The organism is Cyclobacteriaceae bacterium (assembly GCA_013141055.1).
In the GTDB taxonomy this organism is placed as follows: Bacteria; Bacteroidota; Bacteroidia; order Cytophagales; family Cyclobacteriaceae; genus ELB16-189.
This window is the reverse complement of sequence record JABFRS010000001.1, coordinates 1324395-1339635: the sequence shown is the minus strand read 5'-3', so window position 1 is coordinate 1339635 and position 15241 is coordinate 1324395. Positions and strand designations below refer to the sequence as shown.

Genomic DNA, 15241 nt, shown 5'->3' with positions numbered 1-15241 from the left:
TCTAAAAAACTTTATCCTTTTATATATGAATACTCAAAGGAGACATCAACTGGTCAAATTACCCCAGAAGACTGATGTAGTTCTTTTCCTTATAAAGGAAGAACTGAAAAGTCGAAAGCTTTTCTACATGTTAGAAGAACTCGGCGTGGCTGATTGTGATTTTGAGCCTCACCTGGATTCTCTGATTCTTCAGTCCATTGGAATAGATGATGATAATGACACACTATTTGAGAAGTACTGTGATATAATGCAAAGAAGGAGTAAAAAAATCGTAGGCGATAGAGACCTCATAATGAAACAGGCCGTCAAAGCATATCATGAAATAATGAATATCAAAGAAGTCAAAAGGCAAAAAAGAATTGACTAATGGAGATCATGCTTCCAGGTATAACTGAATCCCAACATGCGCTTATTCAAGAAGTGGTGAGTCGCATTGTCGAAACAGCTCATCCCGAAAAGATCATCTGTTATGGAGTCAGAGCTAAGTCTCATAACTTCTGGAGCAGTTTTATTTCAACTGACAAAACGAATGCAGTTACAACGATGGATCTTCTTATCATTCTTCATTATAAAGACAAAAGCAAGAGGGAATCCATTTCAGATGCAGTTGAAAAACTATCAAATGAATCTCTTAGCCTGATTCCGATTGTACATAGTATTGATGCCGTAAATAGTAACCTTGAAAGCGGAAATCCTTTTTTCGTAACACTATACAAAAAAGGAGTGCTTCTGTATGACAACAACGCCGTTCCGCTCATTGCTCCTCCGACAGAAGTCAATCCGGAAGTTCAAACCTCTTTTGATACGGGAACACGGAGGAAATTTGATCTTGGCCAGGCATTGTACGAATCAGCCGTTGAATGCTCAAGAGCGGGACGATATGAGGTTGCGGTCTTCATGCTTCATCAAGCTGTTGAGCTTACCAGCATCTCACTTTTGCGTAATTGCCTTGGCTATAAGCCGACTACCCATAGCATCAGACGACTCTTTCTGCTGTTGGAAAATATCACGCTTGATATCCATGAAATATTTCCTAGGTCGACCGAATCAGACCTGGAAATATTCAATATTCTGCAACGTGCGTATTCTGATGTTCGATATAAAGAGCTTTATAGTGTATCCAGTGAAAGCGTCTCTTCTCTGCTAAGTCGCGTAGCACAATTTCAGAAGTTGGCATCAAACATATGTCAGGCAAAATGGGAGGAGATCCAAAGCGTTCAGCTGGTAGAGGTAAAGCAAAGCAGGTTTATTAATACCTATAATCTCCCTCCTTTTGAAAGTATCGGACTTGACACATTCTCGGACATTATTTTTCAGAAAGGAGATGCGGAAGCCATCCAAATAGAGTCGGACGCTGATATGGCGCACATTATTGGTACAAACATTGAGGATAACAGGCTTTGGATCACAACCAAGAATGAGTCATTCGAAGTAATTCCACATTCAATTATCCGGCTGACTTATTCAACACTGAGTAGTGTCGTTGTCAATCATTCTGGAGAAGTAACATGTAAGGAGCCAATTGAAGCCAATTTTTTTGGGATCATCCAGAATGGCAAAGGGCAAGTCAATCTGAAAGTGGACGTGTCGATCCTTGATGCCACCGTAACAAAAACAGGAACGCTAAGGATTTCGGGATCTGCGCTGAAAGCCAATATCATGAACACAGGCCCAGGCTCTTTTGAGGGACTTGATCTTGAAGCTTCTGAAGCAAAGGTTACAATAAAAGACTCTGGTGGAATTTCGATCCAGGTTGAAGATGAATTAAATGCATTTCTCGAAGGCGATGGGAATCTCCAGCTTAAAGGTAAACCCCGCTTAAGGAGATTTACTATGGATTAAAAAAAGTACTACATCATTAATTGACAACCGCCTATGAGAGTCTTTTCCATACCCTTGAATTTCCGCCACGGAATACGTCTGGTCCGGTCGCCGAAAATCAACATTCCAAAGGAAATTGAAGTACCGGTATTCCTCATCCGCCATGAACTTCAAAGCAGGATGCTCTTCAAACACTTTGCAATGATCGGATTTCAGGAATGCGATTTCGAAACTTTTCTTGATCGCCTTATTCTGGCAAGCTTACGAATGTGGGACGGTACGGATGAAACGTTTAAGATCTATTTTGATCTTATGAAGAAATGGAGTAACAACATCAATGCTGACGAGGATGTGATAACGAGGAGGGCGCTTAAAATCTACTATGCCTTGATCAAGGCAAGAGATAGAAAAAATTCGGCGCATAGAAAGGTGACGAAATAAACGGAGAATGGATAATCAGTCAAACCATGGTAGGAATTTTTCAATCAATTGGAATTGAATTGTTCGTCGTTAATAGGTAATTATGCTCCCTTTTACATTATGACTATCCACCTATTTTTTGTCAGTACTGAAACAAGTTGTGAAAGGTCGTGATGAAATTTGTGTATTTAGTAGTCGTACTATCTTCTCTCAGTTCCTTTATGTAATTATCGAAGTAGCCTTTCTCAGCAGCGAGAAAATTCCAAGGATTAATCAAAAGGCCGCTATTTACAGGACTATCATAAAACACTTTTGATTTTTCCATATGTATACTATCTATCAAAAGCCCGGATTTGATTGTCAGATCATGAAATATTCCGCATCTGGAAATCTTATAAAAATTTGTAGCCTTTAATTTATTTACAATTGGGAGGTCGATAAGATTCTGTCGTTGTAGGTAAATCAAAAACGGATCAAGTCCGAACCTAAAGCATTCTCCACTTTTGCCAATTGTGTCTCCTGAAAGATATTTCCCATGTGGCTCAAAAAACAAAAGTTCAAGTCCCAGCATGGCATAACCATTTTCGAAACTGCTCTTGTCAGTAGCGAGCTGCTCAATCGGTCTGAAGAGCCAACTATTCATTTGCTCCTCGTAAACGTCGATCGGCGTTTTTTGGCCGGAACGTAAATCGCTAAAGGTGATATTCTTAGTTATCCTGATTAGATTGTCCATAGATTTCTCACTGATTTATCTTAAATTGAATTGTCAGCGCTGGAGAATGGTTTTCTCGTTTTCATCAGCAAATTAATCCAAGAAGTTTTTCATCATTGTAACACTGCGCTCCTTAAATGTGGCACCTCATTTTCAATAACTTGCGCCCAATGTTCGTAATCAAAGCCATAACTTCCTGTCGGATGATTTATAAAAATTATTTTTAGATTATATTCGAAATTTTGGAGATTAATAGAACAGGGCCTCTTACTGAAATCATCTTTATTCCACTTCCAGTCAGTGTCATTATTGTTAAGGTAATAGCCCAGTCGACCAATTCCGTCGATTGCCAATTTTATGCAAACAGTTGGTCGAATAATTTCCGACACTGACAGAATTGTTTTCCAACCAATATCGAAGTCATCATCCGTCGGTCTGTTTTTTGGTTCTCTTGACGGTAATAGTCTCTGAACTAAATTCACATATGAAACCCGCTTCCAGAATTTAGCTCTTTCTTCGTAGGTTGTTGATGGTTGGTGCAAAATCGTTTTTTCGATGTTCCTTAGCAGTGGAGACTTTGAAAAAGCTAGTATAGAAGAGTTGAGTCCTTGATTAGTTATCATATTTCTTGTAGCATTTGGGTCATCAAGCCATTCATCACCATCTTCATAATGACTGTCCCCCAAAATTAAAACCCTCGCTTGTGAATAATTCAGTCCAATCCAAGGTTTCCAGTTCAATGTGGAAATTTGGAGCAACTTTTCGTCAAAATCTTTGTCGGATGAATTTTCCATTCTAGTTTTTCAACTTCTCACTATTGTGATCTTCTAATTTTGACCCTTATGAATTCTCAACCCAAATTCTACCTTATAAAGGTTCCATTAATCTAATATTGATGGATTATGAATTCATACGTTTAAGAAAACAACATTAATCCAACTCTCATCTCCTTTAATTGCTCACGGAAAACTAAGAAGATTAAGCGTAACATTTTCAGATGGATTAATGGAAGTCTAAAAATAAAGTTTTTTTCAGACATAAAGCTCGAAAAAATAAAATCCTTATCAGTGGATCTATATTAATCCCTCATCGGCAAATGAGAAGTATCCTTCTTTCGTCACTATGATGTGATCTAGAATCTGAATCTCCAAGAACTTTCCGCCTTGTGTCATCTTTTTTGTCAAATCAATATCCGCCTGGCTTGGCTTAAGATTTCCTGAAGGATGATTATGAGAAAGGATTATTCCACATGCATTAGCCTTAATAGCTGCTGTGAAGATGAGCTTTGGATCAGCGACAGTTCCTGTGAGGCATCCCGATGATACTGCGAAAATTCCGAGAACCTTATTGGCTCGATTAAGAAGTAAAACTTTGAACTGCTCAATAAATTCAAGCTTGTTTTGATCCCAGGAATTGAGAAGAATATCATAGGCGCTTTTTGATCTTTCGATCTGCGGCATCTGGGAAGGCAGGAGATTTGTTTTGTAAGACAGTTGAATTTCTGCTACCTGATAGTTGATGGTTTGATGAGTTGTGCTTTCCATAATCATACGGTTTAATTATGGTGTGCTCATTTGCTCGCGGTGCAGGACTACCAAAAGGAAACGGAATAATTGGGGGTTCCTGGAAGCGCTAGCTGCAAGGGGGAACCGTTTATGCCGTAAGCTTTTGGTAGTCCTAAAGCACAGGGAGCAACCTTTCACCAGAATTAAATCCGTTGATTAGGAAAGCCTTGATCAATCTATCAATGAAGGTTACGGATCAATTCGCATTCGAGTCGAAAAAACTAAATGCTTCTCCCTCTTCTTTTCCTCTTTTTTTTTCTTCTGGTCAAGTCATCAGAAACCAAATCAGGGTAATTGTCAGGATTACTACGATCCACATGAAATAGATCATTCAGTAACGATGTCAGATCAGGATTTTGTGATTCTTCCAGTGACGATGAACGTTCATAAGACGAGTTTCTATCACGGAGATTGTTGATAGGATTTGTACCGGATTCAGTCCTGGCTGACTTTGCCCTATTATTTGCTTCATGAATCACCAGTCGATCTCTTTCTTGTTCAAAGTCGATACTATTCTTTATCGTGGGCCACTTAAAGTCATGTCCAAGTGCTGCTCCCTTGATTATGAAACCTTGAAATTCATAGGAGATCCCGCTAACATATCCAGTAGTCGCCTGATTGAACTGTGGCTTGACGCCTTTGTGTTCGAGTGCTGTTATGAATTGTTCAGTGGTTAAACTTTTGCCCTTTGAAAGGACATCTTTGATAATTGTCTGGAGTTTCATTTTCGCTGAAGGGGTATTCGTCCGCTTCATCATCTCCAGTTCGTCCTTGGTCATGGCTCGCTCTTTCGCCTCCCGGCTCGACACCACTTTTGTGAGGCTGTACTTTATCTCAAGCTCCCGGAGTACCTGCTCGCTGCGCTTATAGTCGTTACTGTCGCTGAGGACTTTGCCATCGTATCCAATCCGGTTCACAAGAATATGGAGGTGAGGGTGGTCAGCGTCGAAATGCCGGAACATGATAAACTGATGCTGGGTGAATCCATTGGCCTGAAGATAATCGTGGCCGATCCGTTTCATCACTTCATTGGAAAGGTTCTCTTCTGGTGGAAAGTTAATCGAGGTATGATAGAAGTATTTCAGGAGGTTAGGCTTTTGAACGCGAATCAGTTGTACTTCTTTTAAAATAGAATTCTCAGACTTTCCTGCAAAGGAAGAATACAGCAACTCAGCCACTCCTTTGTCGACTTTTTCGAGATTATACCTGAGCGCACCGCGAAATCCTTTACCCTTGATCTGGTTGCCGGTCATCGGTCATGAGTTTGAGGATCTTATCGATCATCGACGTGAGGGTTAATAAATGGGACAAGTATTCCTTCGGGAAATCTCCCTGATTGATCCTGTGAGTCACCTGGTTGAGATTGACGCCGATCTTTTTAAGCTCCATGTAGAGAGACGCATCAATTGGTGAGAGTTTGACCGGAGGAAACTTCCCTGTAAATACCTTCTTCCGTATCCAGTTTGCCGGACTTACTCCACTAGCAGTGGCATACTGATTAGCCTTTTCATTTTCATCGTCGGTGAGCCTGATATTCACCTGATGAATTCTTTTTTCGCTAGTGTTTACCGGTGGTCTGGCCATAACTTTTAAGGTCGAACGAAGTGGTTGTTACTCGGCAAGCCGTTGGAGCGTAGCGGAAACATGGCTTGCTCCTCCGAACTTGACAGTGATCAGGTGTTGCCGGTGTCTGCCGGTACTTGACTTAAGTTGCCTTTGATTTACGTTTCCTGAATTCATTGACTGTTATTGCCCCAATTTGAACTTGCCTGCCGCTAATTGATCCACTTGTTCATAACTATCTTTAAAATTCCATTTAGCCTTTGCGACAGGTGATGAGGATGTCTTCTTTTTAAACTTTGTGATCGCGTGGGCCAGACTGAAATAATTGAGTTCGACCCTTGCATTCGCTACCCTTTCAAGATCTTCACGAATGACATCGAGTGCAAGTGTTGCAGCCATTGAAGTAACTATCTCAGAATATTCTTCTACGATCAGGGTGTAAACTCCTCTTTTTCTCTCTTTCAGGAATTGTATGATATATCGCTTCTCCATTGCAGGTTCTGTTTGTGCTTAATTAAGAATCACTGTGATTTCTTACCGAGATATACCCGGATCGTTTTTGCATTCAGCTTCTCAAATTCCCTGAAGTGTATTACTGAATCCTTCCGTGCCGCTGTGAAATCAATGAAGTAATGCCCTTTCTCGTCCACCTTAGCACGCTTGAACAGCTCGCCGACATTGTCAGAGGCTTGAATAATTGCCCTCGCGTTATCGAGATCATAAATCATTGACCGATACCAGACGCCAATCCATATTAGTATCAAAATTGGAAGACTAATTATGATCCATTTTACGGCAGCTCCCAGTTGAAATCTGAATGCTTCTCCAGGAGAAACAAAATGGAATACGGTCGGGTTTATTTTCGTTGACGCCTCCTTGATTAATTCTCCAATGGCTTTATTGTTTTGATTATTCAGTTGCATCTCCTTATGAATGATGTACAAAGCGGGAATAATTGGATCGCTTGGCGAAATGTCAAATCCATGCTTTTCAAGAATAAAAGCGCAATAAGAGCGGACTTCTTTTTGTTCCTGATCGGTCATTGCCATGACTTAAAGACTTAGTTCTTCAATCGGTTTCTTGAAATAGATCGAGGTAAACGGGCTTAAGCCGGTTATTCCTTTTCCATTCTTTAACACATTCTCCACCGTCCTCATGGCTATTTCACCTTTATCCTTTACCAGATCGAATTGAATCAGTGAGAGTTTATTGGCCTCTACATATTCCATAAGAGAAGCTTTCTGTTCTTCCGAGCATGGATAGAATCCATTATGCGCGACGATTACTTCCAGTCGTCCTTTGGTTGATTCAACCAACTCCGCTAAATATTCCATTGTCGCCTTGAAAATATTCCCACCACCAACAATGCAAACAATTTGCAGGTGGATGTCATTTTGCTCAAGCAATTCTATGACCATCTCCACGCCATTGATTGAGAAGTATTTTGGTAATTGTTCGGCCACACTTGCTCCCAAATCAGCGATAAATAATTCCTTCTTTGCTTCGATAATACTTTGAAACAAGCCGTTGAAAGCGCCTCGATCAATTCGTTTTGTCGTAGCATCAAGAAAGGAAACTTTGACCGGCTGGCGATAAGCAAGCTGCTTAAGGGTGGTGGTAGTAGCATCGTCGAGGTCCAGTATGACCGCTTCGCGGTGTTTTTCAGCGAGCATGAATGCCAATACTGATTTTCCCGCGCCTCCTTTGGCTTGTGTGATAAAATGGATTTTCGTTTTCATGATTTTTATTTTTTGATGAATTGATAATTTTATGCCTTGTGGAAATGATGTGATTGATATTTCCTTTGCTTCACTGTCTTAAATTCTGTTTAACTGGATTTTCCATCGGCTTAGCGTCTATTAGAATCGTTATCTGGCTGCCTTTCAGAGGATGATAAGACGGAGAGTACTTCAGGTATCCCAATTGCTGAAGTTCTTTGATAGCCTTATGATAAGTAGCTTTGGAACGGATGTGAGACGCTATCATGAGGCGTTTTCGTGAAACACGGTAACGACGTTCAAATTGACTTTCTATCCACGAGTGACACAGCGCCATTGAAAGGGATAGATGAACTGGCTTCAGTCTTTCGTCTGTTACCATCTTATGGATATAAAGGGTAAGTTGCTGAAAACTATCCATTGGTTACTGATCTACCGATGCGATTGCTTTCTAACAGACAGACAATGTCTTCATATTTGTAAAATACAATGCCTCCCACTTTTGTATATGGAAGACTGCCGTTGATTCTCAGATTTTGCAGGGTGCCAGGAGAAACTCCAAGCATCTTGCGAACCTCAAATGAGCGGAGCCATTGCTTTGTTATTTGTCCTTTAGATTCTTTCAGGACATTTCTGATTTCGATAAGGAGATCATTTTTGAATAACTCCAAATCACCAATCGTTAATAATTGATCACGGCTAGTCACCGACCTACCTGGGCTATTATCTTTTGAATTTGCATTGCTCATTTCCTTCCGGTTCAAAAATATTACCGGTCTCCGGGCGCAATGTGAGAAATGACTTTCAGAAAATTTCCCATCTTCCTACCTACTTGGGATAGAAAAAGTCACCTCATTTTAAAAAGTAAACAACGACTATGAAGCGAGGGCGTAAGTTTTAATTTTTTTTGCTTCTGTTTGTGCTGATTTGGAATACTCACATTCTTAATCAAGAAGGCTTCTAAATAAATTGGCCTGGAATTACCGAAGTCTTTAGGGTAATTGATTAGATCTTTACTTTGAAAACTCGGACATATCTTGACCAAGAGTTAATCCAACTTCCTGCTTCATTTTTAAAATCGCCCAAGTGTTCATATGATTGATTTTCTGAAAAATAGTTTTCAAATGCATCAATTCGCCCGTTTCGCTCATCGTTAATACATGGACTTACACAAATAAAATAATTCACGCCTGGAAAATTGGACTCTACGATTGTTATAAGGTGTTGGAGAGAAAAGTGCTGAACATCCAGAATATTGGAAAATAAATGCAATTTGGCAACTCGCTTATCCCTGATAAAGTCAGCCTCAGTAATACCATCGAATCCTTTGTTAATAGTTGTGATCTGAGTAGAATTACTGAAAGTTTTTATATTAAGCGCTCCTCTCATGACAGCAAGAGCGGAAGGATCAACTAAAACTGCTTCTTCAATATTAATGGAGTAGCCGTTACGTACTAGGTAATCACAATAAGACATCGTAGCCAGCGCCTGCCCGCATCCCCAATCAATAATATTAATATTTTCGCTAAAAATGCGTTTAGGAAGCAATGGAAATGCAGTCTGAAGTTTCTTATTGTGCATTTTTCCATAACTGTACATATAAGCGAAAAGCTGATTCTCATTTTCAAGAACAGTTACACCCTTTCCCAGTGAATAAAATGTGGAATTACTGGGAGAATATAGGTTGACCGACACCTGTCTGATGGTCTCGAATCTTCTATCAATATCAGTAAGCATAACTGCATATTCGGTGTTCGACTCAATAAGAAAGCCATCTCTTGGAATATGCTTTGGTTTTTCCCTCCCTAAATATTTATCAATAAGATCCTGAATTTCCTCAGAGGCACGATCGGAATCCAGAAAATTAACCGTAAGCACTGAGCCAATAATATCCAATGTCAGCAAATAATAACTGGCATCGCGCCTCCCATTCCTTATCAGTTCCAGGAATTGATTCAGAAAGCGTTCGGGCAATCTGTTCCGTATGAAGAATGCGATGTAATTCAAAAGTGTTAATACAACGTTCTCCTCGTCATCTTCTTCATTCTCTAGTGAAAACTGAAGCTTGTTCAGAATAACAGGAAACCTGTCAACAAGATCTCTGTTCTGGCGTATGTTTAACAGATATTGCTTAGCTGCTTCGAGTCGTTCACCGAGTATAAGGTTATGCTCTTTAACAACGCTTTCAAGCCGTTCAATTCCCTGCAAGCCAAACCGGGCTGCTATGTCATAAAGAATAACAAGAAACGAACGATTGTGCGAGAAGGAAAAATCTAAATCTGCTAGTATATCACCCTTATTAACGATGAAATCCTCGACAAGCTGTCTGGAGTTAACAGTTTCAGCGAAATGCTTCTCATGGTAATCATAAATGGAAATGATATTATCTTCAACGAATTGATTGAGATTTTTGGCAGTATCAGCGATGTCAATTAACCTTTGAAATAGATGCATTCAACGGCGTTATTGTTTTGAGAAGAGATCTGGCGATTCATCAGAACCTTTCTTTCGGTGATTATCAATCAACGATTTTATATTCTTGGCACTTTTCTCCTTATATAGCTTGCTGACTAGATCCTCAAGTTCGATGTTTCGCTTTTTCAGCTCCTCGTTTTCATCACCCCGCCCCTTATTTTCACTGAGAGATACTGGGGCCTCCACTGAAGTAGTAATCCGAGGTTTAACACTATTTTGTTCAGTGACATCGGATAAAATTTTCTTTACTAGGGCTTCAATAAAGGGAGTAAAATATTGAATACTACTTTTTTGAAAGAACGACTGAAGCAAGGATTGAATATACTCTTGTGAACCAATTTGTGGAATTTTTTTTCCAGATACGACCTGGTCTAAAACAGTATAGGATCCCGGTGGTTTAGGCAGATTCAGTTCCGGTATCCATTCATCGAGATAAGGAAACGAATTGCTTTGCACTCCTTTATTAAAGGCAAACTGGTAGGCTGACTCAATAGTGTAATAGTCTAATTTACTTTTTAACTCAAATTTCACGGTGCTTTCGTTGTCACCAACCCTATATCTATTGCTAAAAACTGAATATCCCCTGTTTAGTCCATAGCAAAGAGCAACCGTTTCTGACCTACCTGGCTTGATGCCATTTCTGAAATTGGCTGCAATAAGGCTATCAATCTTTTTCGCCTTGGGTTCTTCCCCAACTCCATATGAGAAAAGGACGCCAAGTATATAGGCGATTTTTTCTAAAGAGTCTATATTAAGAAGGCCTGTCAGTTTATTTCTGTCCAACCTTTGGTTTTCATCTTTGGCAGCTTTCTCAACGTCCTTTTCGTTGACCTCGTTAGTTAAGTAAGGAAGGAAGGCTCTGAATTTATCTTTACCCACAAAAGCATCATGGAATATGGAATTAATTGTTTTTCCACTCCTTCTTAGATCGTCTTCAACAACCTTATTAAATAGGGCAAGTGTTGAGTAATAATTCTCAGGATAATTCAAATTATCCTCCCCAGAAAGTCTGAGTAGAGCTAGTCCACCAAGTATTTTATTGTATTGACTAACTTCTCTGGAAAAATCATTTGTAACGGTCTCAGATTTGTATTTCACATAGGAAAGATCAAAAGCCTCATCAGTAGGCAGTATCCTAGGGAGATCCTTTGGAATAAATGCTGAACTCAGATTTGTCACGGCAATTATCCGGTCTTTGAGATCTTTGTCATTGAAGACTATAGATTTGATCCTCGAAATAGGCAGTGGTGTTCCAAGGAGAAATATAGTGCTGTCCGTAGAGACATCGCTCAATCGCATTATTTCATTTTCGCTAAGAACAATTTCTAACGAACAATCATTATCGGTCGTCCATGGTTTTTTTGTCACCAAAAGATTGCCACTGAAGCGATCTTGAAGATCAGGACTTTTGCTTGTTATATATTGTTTGGAAGCTACGATAGCATGGCCAAAGTAAACCGGAACATTTTTAGAATCTATTGGAAGAAAAAAACTACTGCTGCCCATTATAAGATTACTTTATCAATTAAATTATTTTGTATATCTGTAAGATCCGTGTTACTCATAAGGATCAACGTACTCTTGGCTCGTGTTACGCCAACAAAAAAGTCACTGTAACTGACGACTCTGAAAGTCTCCTTTGCAGATTGAAAGTTAGGAATGATCACAACATCAAATTCCAGACCTTTGGCTGATTTAAAGGTTGTCACATGAATGTTTCTAATGTCACCTATATATCCCATTTCGTTTGTATACATCGAACAATCAAAGTTGGCATTTTGAAGCAAAGAGTAGTAGTATCTTACATTATAATTTGCCGAAGAGAAATTTTCAAATGGCAACAGCACCGCCGTATTAACGTCAGCTGAAGTGCTGAATTGTCGGACAATATCGATAATAGCCCTATTTTGCTTTTGAATGTCTCCATTCGAAATAAGAAGTCTTGGTTTTGTACCTACACGGGTGCTTAGGCTATTTATGATATCCTGATGGACGAATGCCTCATCAAAAAATTGTTTTGCAAACATCATAATCCGCTGTGTGCTGCGGAAATTGCGTGTTAGTCGATGGGGATCATTTCTGAATTCTCTGGCAAGACTTGCTTCAGAAGAACATTTATCAAGATTAAATGTTCGGTCAGGCAGCCTCGCATTACTCTGGAGTATCTGCTGATCGTCAGCACCGTATGATACTCGCTGGGAAAAGTTCTTAAACCTCAGATTCGTCTGCAGAGGTAAATCCTGGGCTTCATCAATGATTATTTCTGGACGTTGTGCCGCATAACTGGTTAACCATCGCAACGAAGATTCAACAAACTCGGCCGCGTCGGCATTTTGTGTCTTACAGCAAGACTTTAGATAAAAAGCGAGTGTTTTAGTAAAGGTAAGCAGTTGGCTTTTTAATGGCTTTGCCTTTGTATGATTTAAAATATGCCTCCAAAGCGAAACAACGCTTTTGCCGGTTCCAGGTCCACCTGACAAAGCGATAGCTCCGGGCGCAAGAACAGCCGTGCGTTGAGCATCGGTTAGAGTTTCAAAAGTTGGCAAATTGAAATAATATTGAGGCATTACTTAATAACCCTGAAAGTAAGATTAATGCGCTCTTCTACTGGCTTGTTTGTTTTCGGTATTTGATGCTGCCAGAAGTGCTGCAATTCCCCGCGCATAATGAGAAGGCTTCCATGCGTGAGCTCAATGTCAAGCTTTTGTTTCGTTTTTATGTGACGTAACTGAAAAGTTCTCGTTGCGCCAAAATTTACTGAACCAATTACTGGATTCTGCCCTAATTCTTTCTCTGCATCGGTATGCCAAGAAATAGAGTCATGACCATTCCTGTATAAGTTCAAAAGTACGCTATTAAAGGAAACATTCGCTTCCGGCTCGATCCGGCCTTTTATAGCAAGGAGTTCGGTGTTCCATTTGAGGGGATTAAGTGTAATACCGGAAAATGAATATGGCTTGTTGTTATCCCCGTACCATGAAGTTAATCTAGGAAAATCAATTTTCTTACCATACATATTCATAGACTCTTGCTTCCAGTCGACATTCTGCCTTAACATCTGAAAATAGAAATCGCTATCCTTGCGACTGAAGAAATTCGCATGAAATATGTATTCACCATTATCAAGGACTCTGAGTCCTTCCTTGAAGGACTCATCAATCATGGGACTGAAAAAATCTAACTGTGCCATATTCTGAATATTTTAAGCGGCTACTCTTTACTTGTACTTTGTTAAATTTCGGTCTTTCGAATCATAAATCCAATTGAAGCTAGATTGGCGTAATCCATTTCAAAAACCTGTTTTGTAATCAGTTTCGCATCTCAAGTGTGCAGGACTTGCGACCACCGTCCCTTGCGTATAGGAACCAAATTGCTCAGAAGAGTATATTCTCCATTAGCTGAATTGAAGTTTACCAGGTCCTCAGATCCATCTGGATTAGCACGAATGAATTGCGTTGAAGCATCGGTTCGATTATCGTTGTAAAACATCGGGATGCCTTTACTAAATGCATTGATATGTAATTTATCAATGATTTTTTGTGCCTCCTCTTCTGTCTCGGTTACTGTTCGACCACTTGAAAGTAATGTTTTCTTTTTAAGAGCAGCTAGCTTCAATGCGGTAACCATTTTTGATTTACAAATTTAACCTTTTTGAGTAAGAGATCTATATGGCATTTTTGGTTTGTGCTGAAGCCTCAGTCTTAGATTCAAGTTTGCTTCTCAATATCATCATATCATCACTTACTTTCTTATCCAGGATTTTTGCATAATGCTGAGTAGTTCTTAGATTTTTATGACCGAGCATCTTACTTACTGTTTCAATTGGAACACCATTATTTAATGTCACTGTCGTTGCAAAAGTGTGTCTAGCCATGTGTGTTGTTAACTTTTTGGTTATACCACAGAGGTCAGCAACTTCTTTTAAATAGGCATTCATTCTTTGATTACTGAAAACCGGAAGAAGGTGTTCTTCGCATAGCGGATGGTTTTTGTATTGCTCAATGATCGCACATGCTGGAGGAAGCAATGGAACTCGGGAAGGTGTTTCTGTTTTTTCACGGTGCGTAAATATCCATTTACCGCCATCTATGCCAGTCACTATTTCTGAACGTTTAAGTTGCTTGACGTCAATATAAGCTAGTCCAGTATAGCAGCAAAAAAGAAATGTGTCTCTGACCATGCTTATCCGATCAATTACAAATTTCTTTTCTGCCATTACGCTTAGTTCCTCTTCGTTCAGAACTTCTCTTTCAACCTCACGTTTAATCATTTTATATCCAACGAACGGGTCTCTATCAAGCCATGAATTCTTCAGGCAGATATAAATTATCTTTTTGAAGTTCGTCAGATACTTTACGGTGCTATTCTGATTGCAATTCCGTTTTGTTTTTAACCAAAACTCATAATCGGTAATGAACTTATACTTGATCTGACTAATGTCTATGTCTGATATTTTATAGGTGTCCTGCATGAAGTGCTTGGTATGCTCATAAGAAGTTTCATACCGTTTCCATGTTGCATGGGAGTATTGCCGTCCAATTAATTCTTTGACTTGTTGATTGTGAAATTTAAACACCTCCATCAACATGCGTGCTGTCTCTTTGACTCCGCGCCACTTTCTTGAAAACTCTTCGACTGTTACTGCCTTCTCAAGTGTAATTAGTTTTTTCTGGATAGTAAAAGCTTTGTTCCGAAGTACTGCCAGGTATTCGTTTGTCTCCTGGTTTTCCTTGAGTTTACAATCCATTTTTTCACCGATTGTCGACCATTTGCCGGGCTCCACGTAGCGCGATGTAGCGGCTTCAAATCGCCCGCCATTGATTGTGACTCTCATATAGACCGGAACGAGGCCTTTTCGATTCATTTTGTTAGTTCTCACATAGAAAAGAACTTTGATCATGTCTCCCATAAAGTGCACCAAATTTTAGTTGAAAATTCATTTTTTGCCGTCCGAAAATCAAGATGTT

General features: G+C 39.6%; 19 protein-coding genes. 3 read left to right on the top strand and 16 right to left on the bottom strand.

Translation table 11 applies throughout. The features are described from left to right. Positions 1–25 precede the first annotated feature (25 nt). The 3 genes from HOP08_05815 to HOP08_05805 are packed head-to-tail and all read left to right on the top strand — an operon-like array spanning position 26 to position 2262. Positions 26–367, top strand: coding sequence for a hypothetical protein (locus HOP08_05815; GenBank protein ID NOT74426.1), 342 nt, complete (start codon positions 26–28; stop codon positions 365–367). A gap of 8 nt (positions 368–375) precedes the next feature. Then, positions 376–1842: a HEPN domain-containing protein gene (locus HOP08_05810; protein NOT74425.1), complete on the top strand. Its 1467-nt coding sequence runs from the start codon at positions 376–378 to the stop codon at positions 1840–1842. Between the two features lie 33 nt (positions 1843–1875). Beyond that, complete coding sequence (locus tag HOP08_05805; GenBank protein NOT74424.1) at positions 1876–2262, top strand: hypothetical protein; 387 nt, start codon at positions 1876–1878, stop codon at positions 2260–2262. A gap of 121 nt (positions 2263–2383) precedes the next feature. Here the strand turns inward: HOP08_05805 and HOP08_05800 are convergent, their stop codons facing one another. The 16 genes from HOP08_05800 to HOP08_05725 all read right to left on the bottom strand — a co-directional run bounded on the left by HOP08_05800 (position 2384) and on the right by HOP08_05725 (position 15183). Next, on the bottom strand, positions 2384–2974 hold the full coding sequence (locus HOP08_05800; protein NOT74423.1) for a hypothetical protein: 591 nt from the start codon (positions 2972–2974) through the stop codon (positions 2384–2386). Between the two features lie 92 nt (positions 2975–3066). Next, a complete protein-coding gene (locus HOP08_05795) occupies positions 3067–3747 on the bottom strand; it encodes a hypothetical protein (protein ID NOT74422.1) in 681 nt (226 codons plus the stop codon). Positions 3748–4026: 279 nt separating this feature from the next. Beyond that, positions 4027–4497 carry a JAB domain-containing protein gene (locus HOP08_05790; protein NOT74421.1) on the bottom strand — a complete coding sequence of 157 codons (471 nt, stop codon included), beginning with the start codon at positions 4495–4497 and terminating at the stop codon, positions 4027–4029. Positions 4498–4739: 242 nt separating this feature from the next. Further along, the gene (locus HOP08_05785) at positions 4740–5771 is read right to left on the bottom strand and encodes a relaxase/mobilization nuclease domain-containing protein (GenBank protein NOT74420.1); all 1032 of its coding nucleotides are present in this window, start codon (positions 5769–5771) and stop codon (positions 4740–4742) included. After that, the gene (gene mobC, locus HOP08_05780; protein ID NOT74419.1) at positions 5746–6102 is read right to left on the bottom strand and encodes a plasmid mobilization relaxosome protein MobC; all 357 of its coding nucleotides are present in this window, start codon (positions 6100–6102) and stop codon (positions 5746–5748) included. The genes HOP08_05785 and mobC overlap by 26 nt, the downstream gene beginning before the upstream one ends. Before the next feature lie 162 nt (positions 6103–6264). Then, the gene (locus HOP08_05775) at positions 6265–6573 is read right to left on the bottom strand and encodes a hypothetical protein (protein ID NOT74418.1); all 309 of its coding nucleotides are present in this window, start codon (positions 6571–6573) and stop codon (positions 6265–6267) included. Between the two features lie 29 nt (positions 6574–6602). After that, positions 6603–7130 carry a hypothetical protein gene (locus HOP08_05770; GenBank protein ID NOT74417.1) on the bottom strand — a complete coding sequence of 176 codons (528 nt, stop codon included), beginning with the start codon at positions 7128–7130 and terminating at the stop codon, positions 6603–6605. A 3-nt stretch (positions 7131–7133) separates the two neighbouring features. Continuing rightward, positions 7134–7820, bottom strand: coding sequence for a hypothetical protein (locus HOP08_05765; protein ID NOT74416.1), 687 nt, complete (start codon positions 7818–7820; stop codon positions 7134–7136). Between the two features lie 70 nt (positions 7821–7890). Next, positions 7891–8220 carry a hypothetical protein gene (locus HOP08_05760; GenBank protein ID NOT74415.1) on the bottom strand — a complete coding sequence of 110 codons (330 nt, stop codon included), beginning with the start codon at positions 8218–8220 and terminating at the stop codon, positions 7891–7893. Next, on the bottom strand, positions 8213–8548 hold the full coding sequence (locus tag HOP08_05755; protein NOT74414.1) for a helix-turn-helix domain-containing protein: 336 nt from the start codon (positions 8546–8548) through the stop codon (positions 8213–8215). Before HOP08_05755 ends, HOP08_05760 begins: the two co-directional genes overlap by 8 nt. A gap of 256 nt (positions 8549–8804) precedes the next feature. Then, entirely contained in the window at positions 8805–10253 is a 1449-nt protein-coding gene (locus HOP08_05750; protein NOT74413.1) for a hypothetical protein, read from the bottom strand. A 9-nt stretch (positions 10254–10262) separates the two neighbouring features. Further along, a complete protein-coding gene (locus HOP08_05745; protein NOT74412.1) occupies positions 10263–11780 on the bottom strand; it encodes a hypothetical protein in 1518 nt (505 codons plus the stop codon). After that, positions 11780–12841, bottom strand: coding sequence for an ATP-binding domain-containing protein (locus HOP08_05740; protein ID NOT74411.1), 1062 nt, complete (start codon positions 12839–12841; stop codon positions 11780–11782). The genes HOP08_05745 and HOP08_05740 overlap by 1 nt, the downstream gene beginning before the upstream one ends. Further along, entirely contained in the window at positions 12841–13464 is a 624-nt protein-coding gene (locus HOP08_05735) for an alpha-ketoglutarate-dependent dioxygenase AlkB (protein NOT74410.1), read from the bottom strand. The genes HOP08_05740 and HOP08_05735 overlap by 1 nt, the downstream gene beginning before the upstream one ends. A 131-nt stretch (positions 13465–13595) precedes the next feature. Continuing rightward, entirely contained in the window at positions 13596–13901 is a 306-nt protein-coding gene (locus HOP08_05730) for a hypothetical protein (protein ID NOT74409.1), read from the bottom strand. 37 nt (positions 13902–13938) lie between these two features. Further along, positions 13939–15183, bottom strand: a complete 1245-nt coding sequence (locus HOP08_05725; GenBank protein ID NOT74408.1) for a site-specific integrase — start codon at positions 15181–15183, stop codon at positions 13939–13941. Positions 15184–15241 lie beyond the last annotated feature (58 nt).

Bases quoted from the DNA above. Each gene is read 5' to 3' on its own strand.
- HOP08_05815 (NOT74426.1), top strand. From the start codon at position 26: ATGAATACTCAAAGGAGACATCAACTGGTCAAATTACCCCAGAAGACT.
- HOP08_05810 (NOT74425.1), top strand. From the start codon at position 376: ATGCTTCCAGGTATAACTGAATCCCAACATGCGCTTATTCAAGAAGTG.
- HOP08_05805 (NOT74424.1), top strand. From the start codon at position 1,876: ATGAGAGTCTTTTCCATACCCTTGAATTTCCGCCACGGAATACGTCTG.
- HOP08_05800 (NOT74423.1), bottom strand. From the start codon at position 2,974: ATGGACAATCTAATCAGGATAACTAAGAATATCACCTTTAGCGATTTA.
- HOP08_05795 (NOT74422.1), bottom strand. From the start codon at position 3,747: ATGGAAAATTCATCCGACAAAGATTTTGACGAAAAGTTGCTCCAAATT.
- HOP08_05790 (NOT74421.1), bottom strand. From the start codon at position 4,497: ATGGAAAGCACAACTCATCAAACCATCAACTATCAGGTAGCAGAAATT.
- HOP08_05785 (NOT74420.1), bottom strand. From the start codon at position 5,771: ATGACCGGCAACCAGATCAAGGGTAAAGGATTTCGCGGTGCGCTCAGG.
- mobC (NOT74419.1), bottom strand. From the start codon at position 6,102: ATGGCCAGACCACCGGTAAACACTAGCGAAAAAAGAATTCATCAGGTG.
- HOP08_05775 (NOT74418.1), bottom strand. From the start codon at position 6,573: ATGGAGAAGCGATATATCATACAATTCCTGAAAGAGAGAAAAAGAGGA.
- HOP08_05770 (NOT74417.1), bottom strand. From the start codon at position 7,130: ATGGCAATGACCGATCAGGAACAAAAAGAAGTCCGCTCTTATTGCGCT.
- HOP08_05765 (NOT74416.1), bottom strand. From the start codon at position 7,820: ATGAAAACGAAAATCCATTTTATCACACAAGCCAAAGGAGGCGCGGGA.
- HOP08_05760 (NOT74415.1), bottom strand. From the start codon at position 8,220: ATGGATAGTTTTCAGCAACTTACCCTTTATATCCATAAGATGGTAACA.
- HOP08_05755 (NOT74414.1), bottom strand. From the start codon at position 8,548: ATGAGCAATGCAAATTCAAAAGATAATAGCCCAGGTAGGTCGGTGACT.
- HOP08_05750 (NOT74413.1), bottom strand. From the start codon at position 10,253: ATGCATCTATTTCAAAGGTTAATTGACATCGCTGATACTGCCAAAAAT.
- HOP08_05745 (NOT74412.1), bottom strand. From the start codon at position 11,780: ATGGGCAGCAGTAGTTTTTTTCTTCCAATAGATTCTAAAAATGTTCCG.
- HOP08_05740 (NOT74411.1), bottom strand. From the start codon at position 12,841: ATGCCTCAATATTATTTCAATTTGCCAACTTTTGAAACTCTAACCGAT.
- HOP08_05735 (NOT74410.1), bottom strand. From the start codon at position 13,464: ATGGCACAGTTAGATTTTTTCAGTCCCATGATTGATGAGTCCTTCAAG.
- HOP08_05730 (NOT74409.1), bottom strand. From the start codon at position 13,901: ATGGTTACCGCATTGAAGCTAGCTGCTCTTAAAAAGAAAACATTACTT.
- HOP08_05725 (NOT74408.1), bottom strand. From the start codon at position 15,183: ATGGGAGACATGATCAAAGTTCTTTTCTATGTGAGAACTAACAAAATG.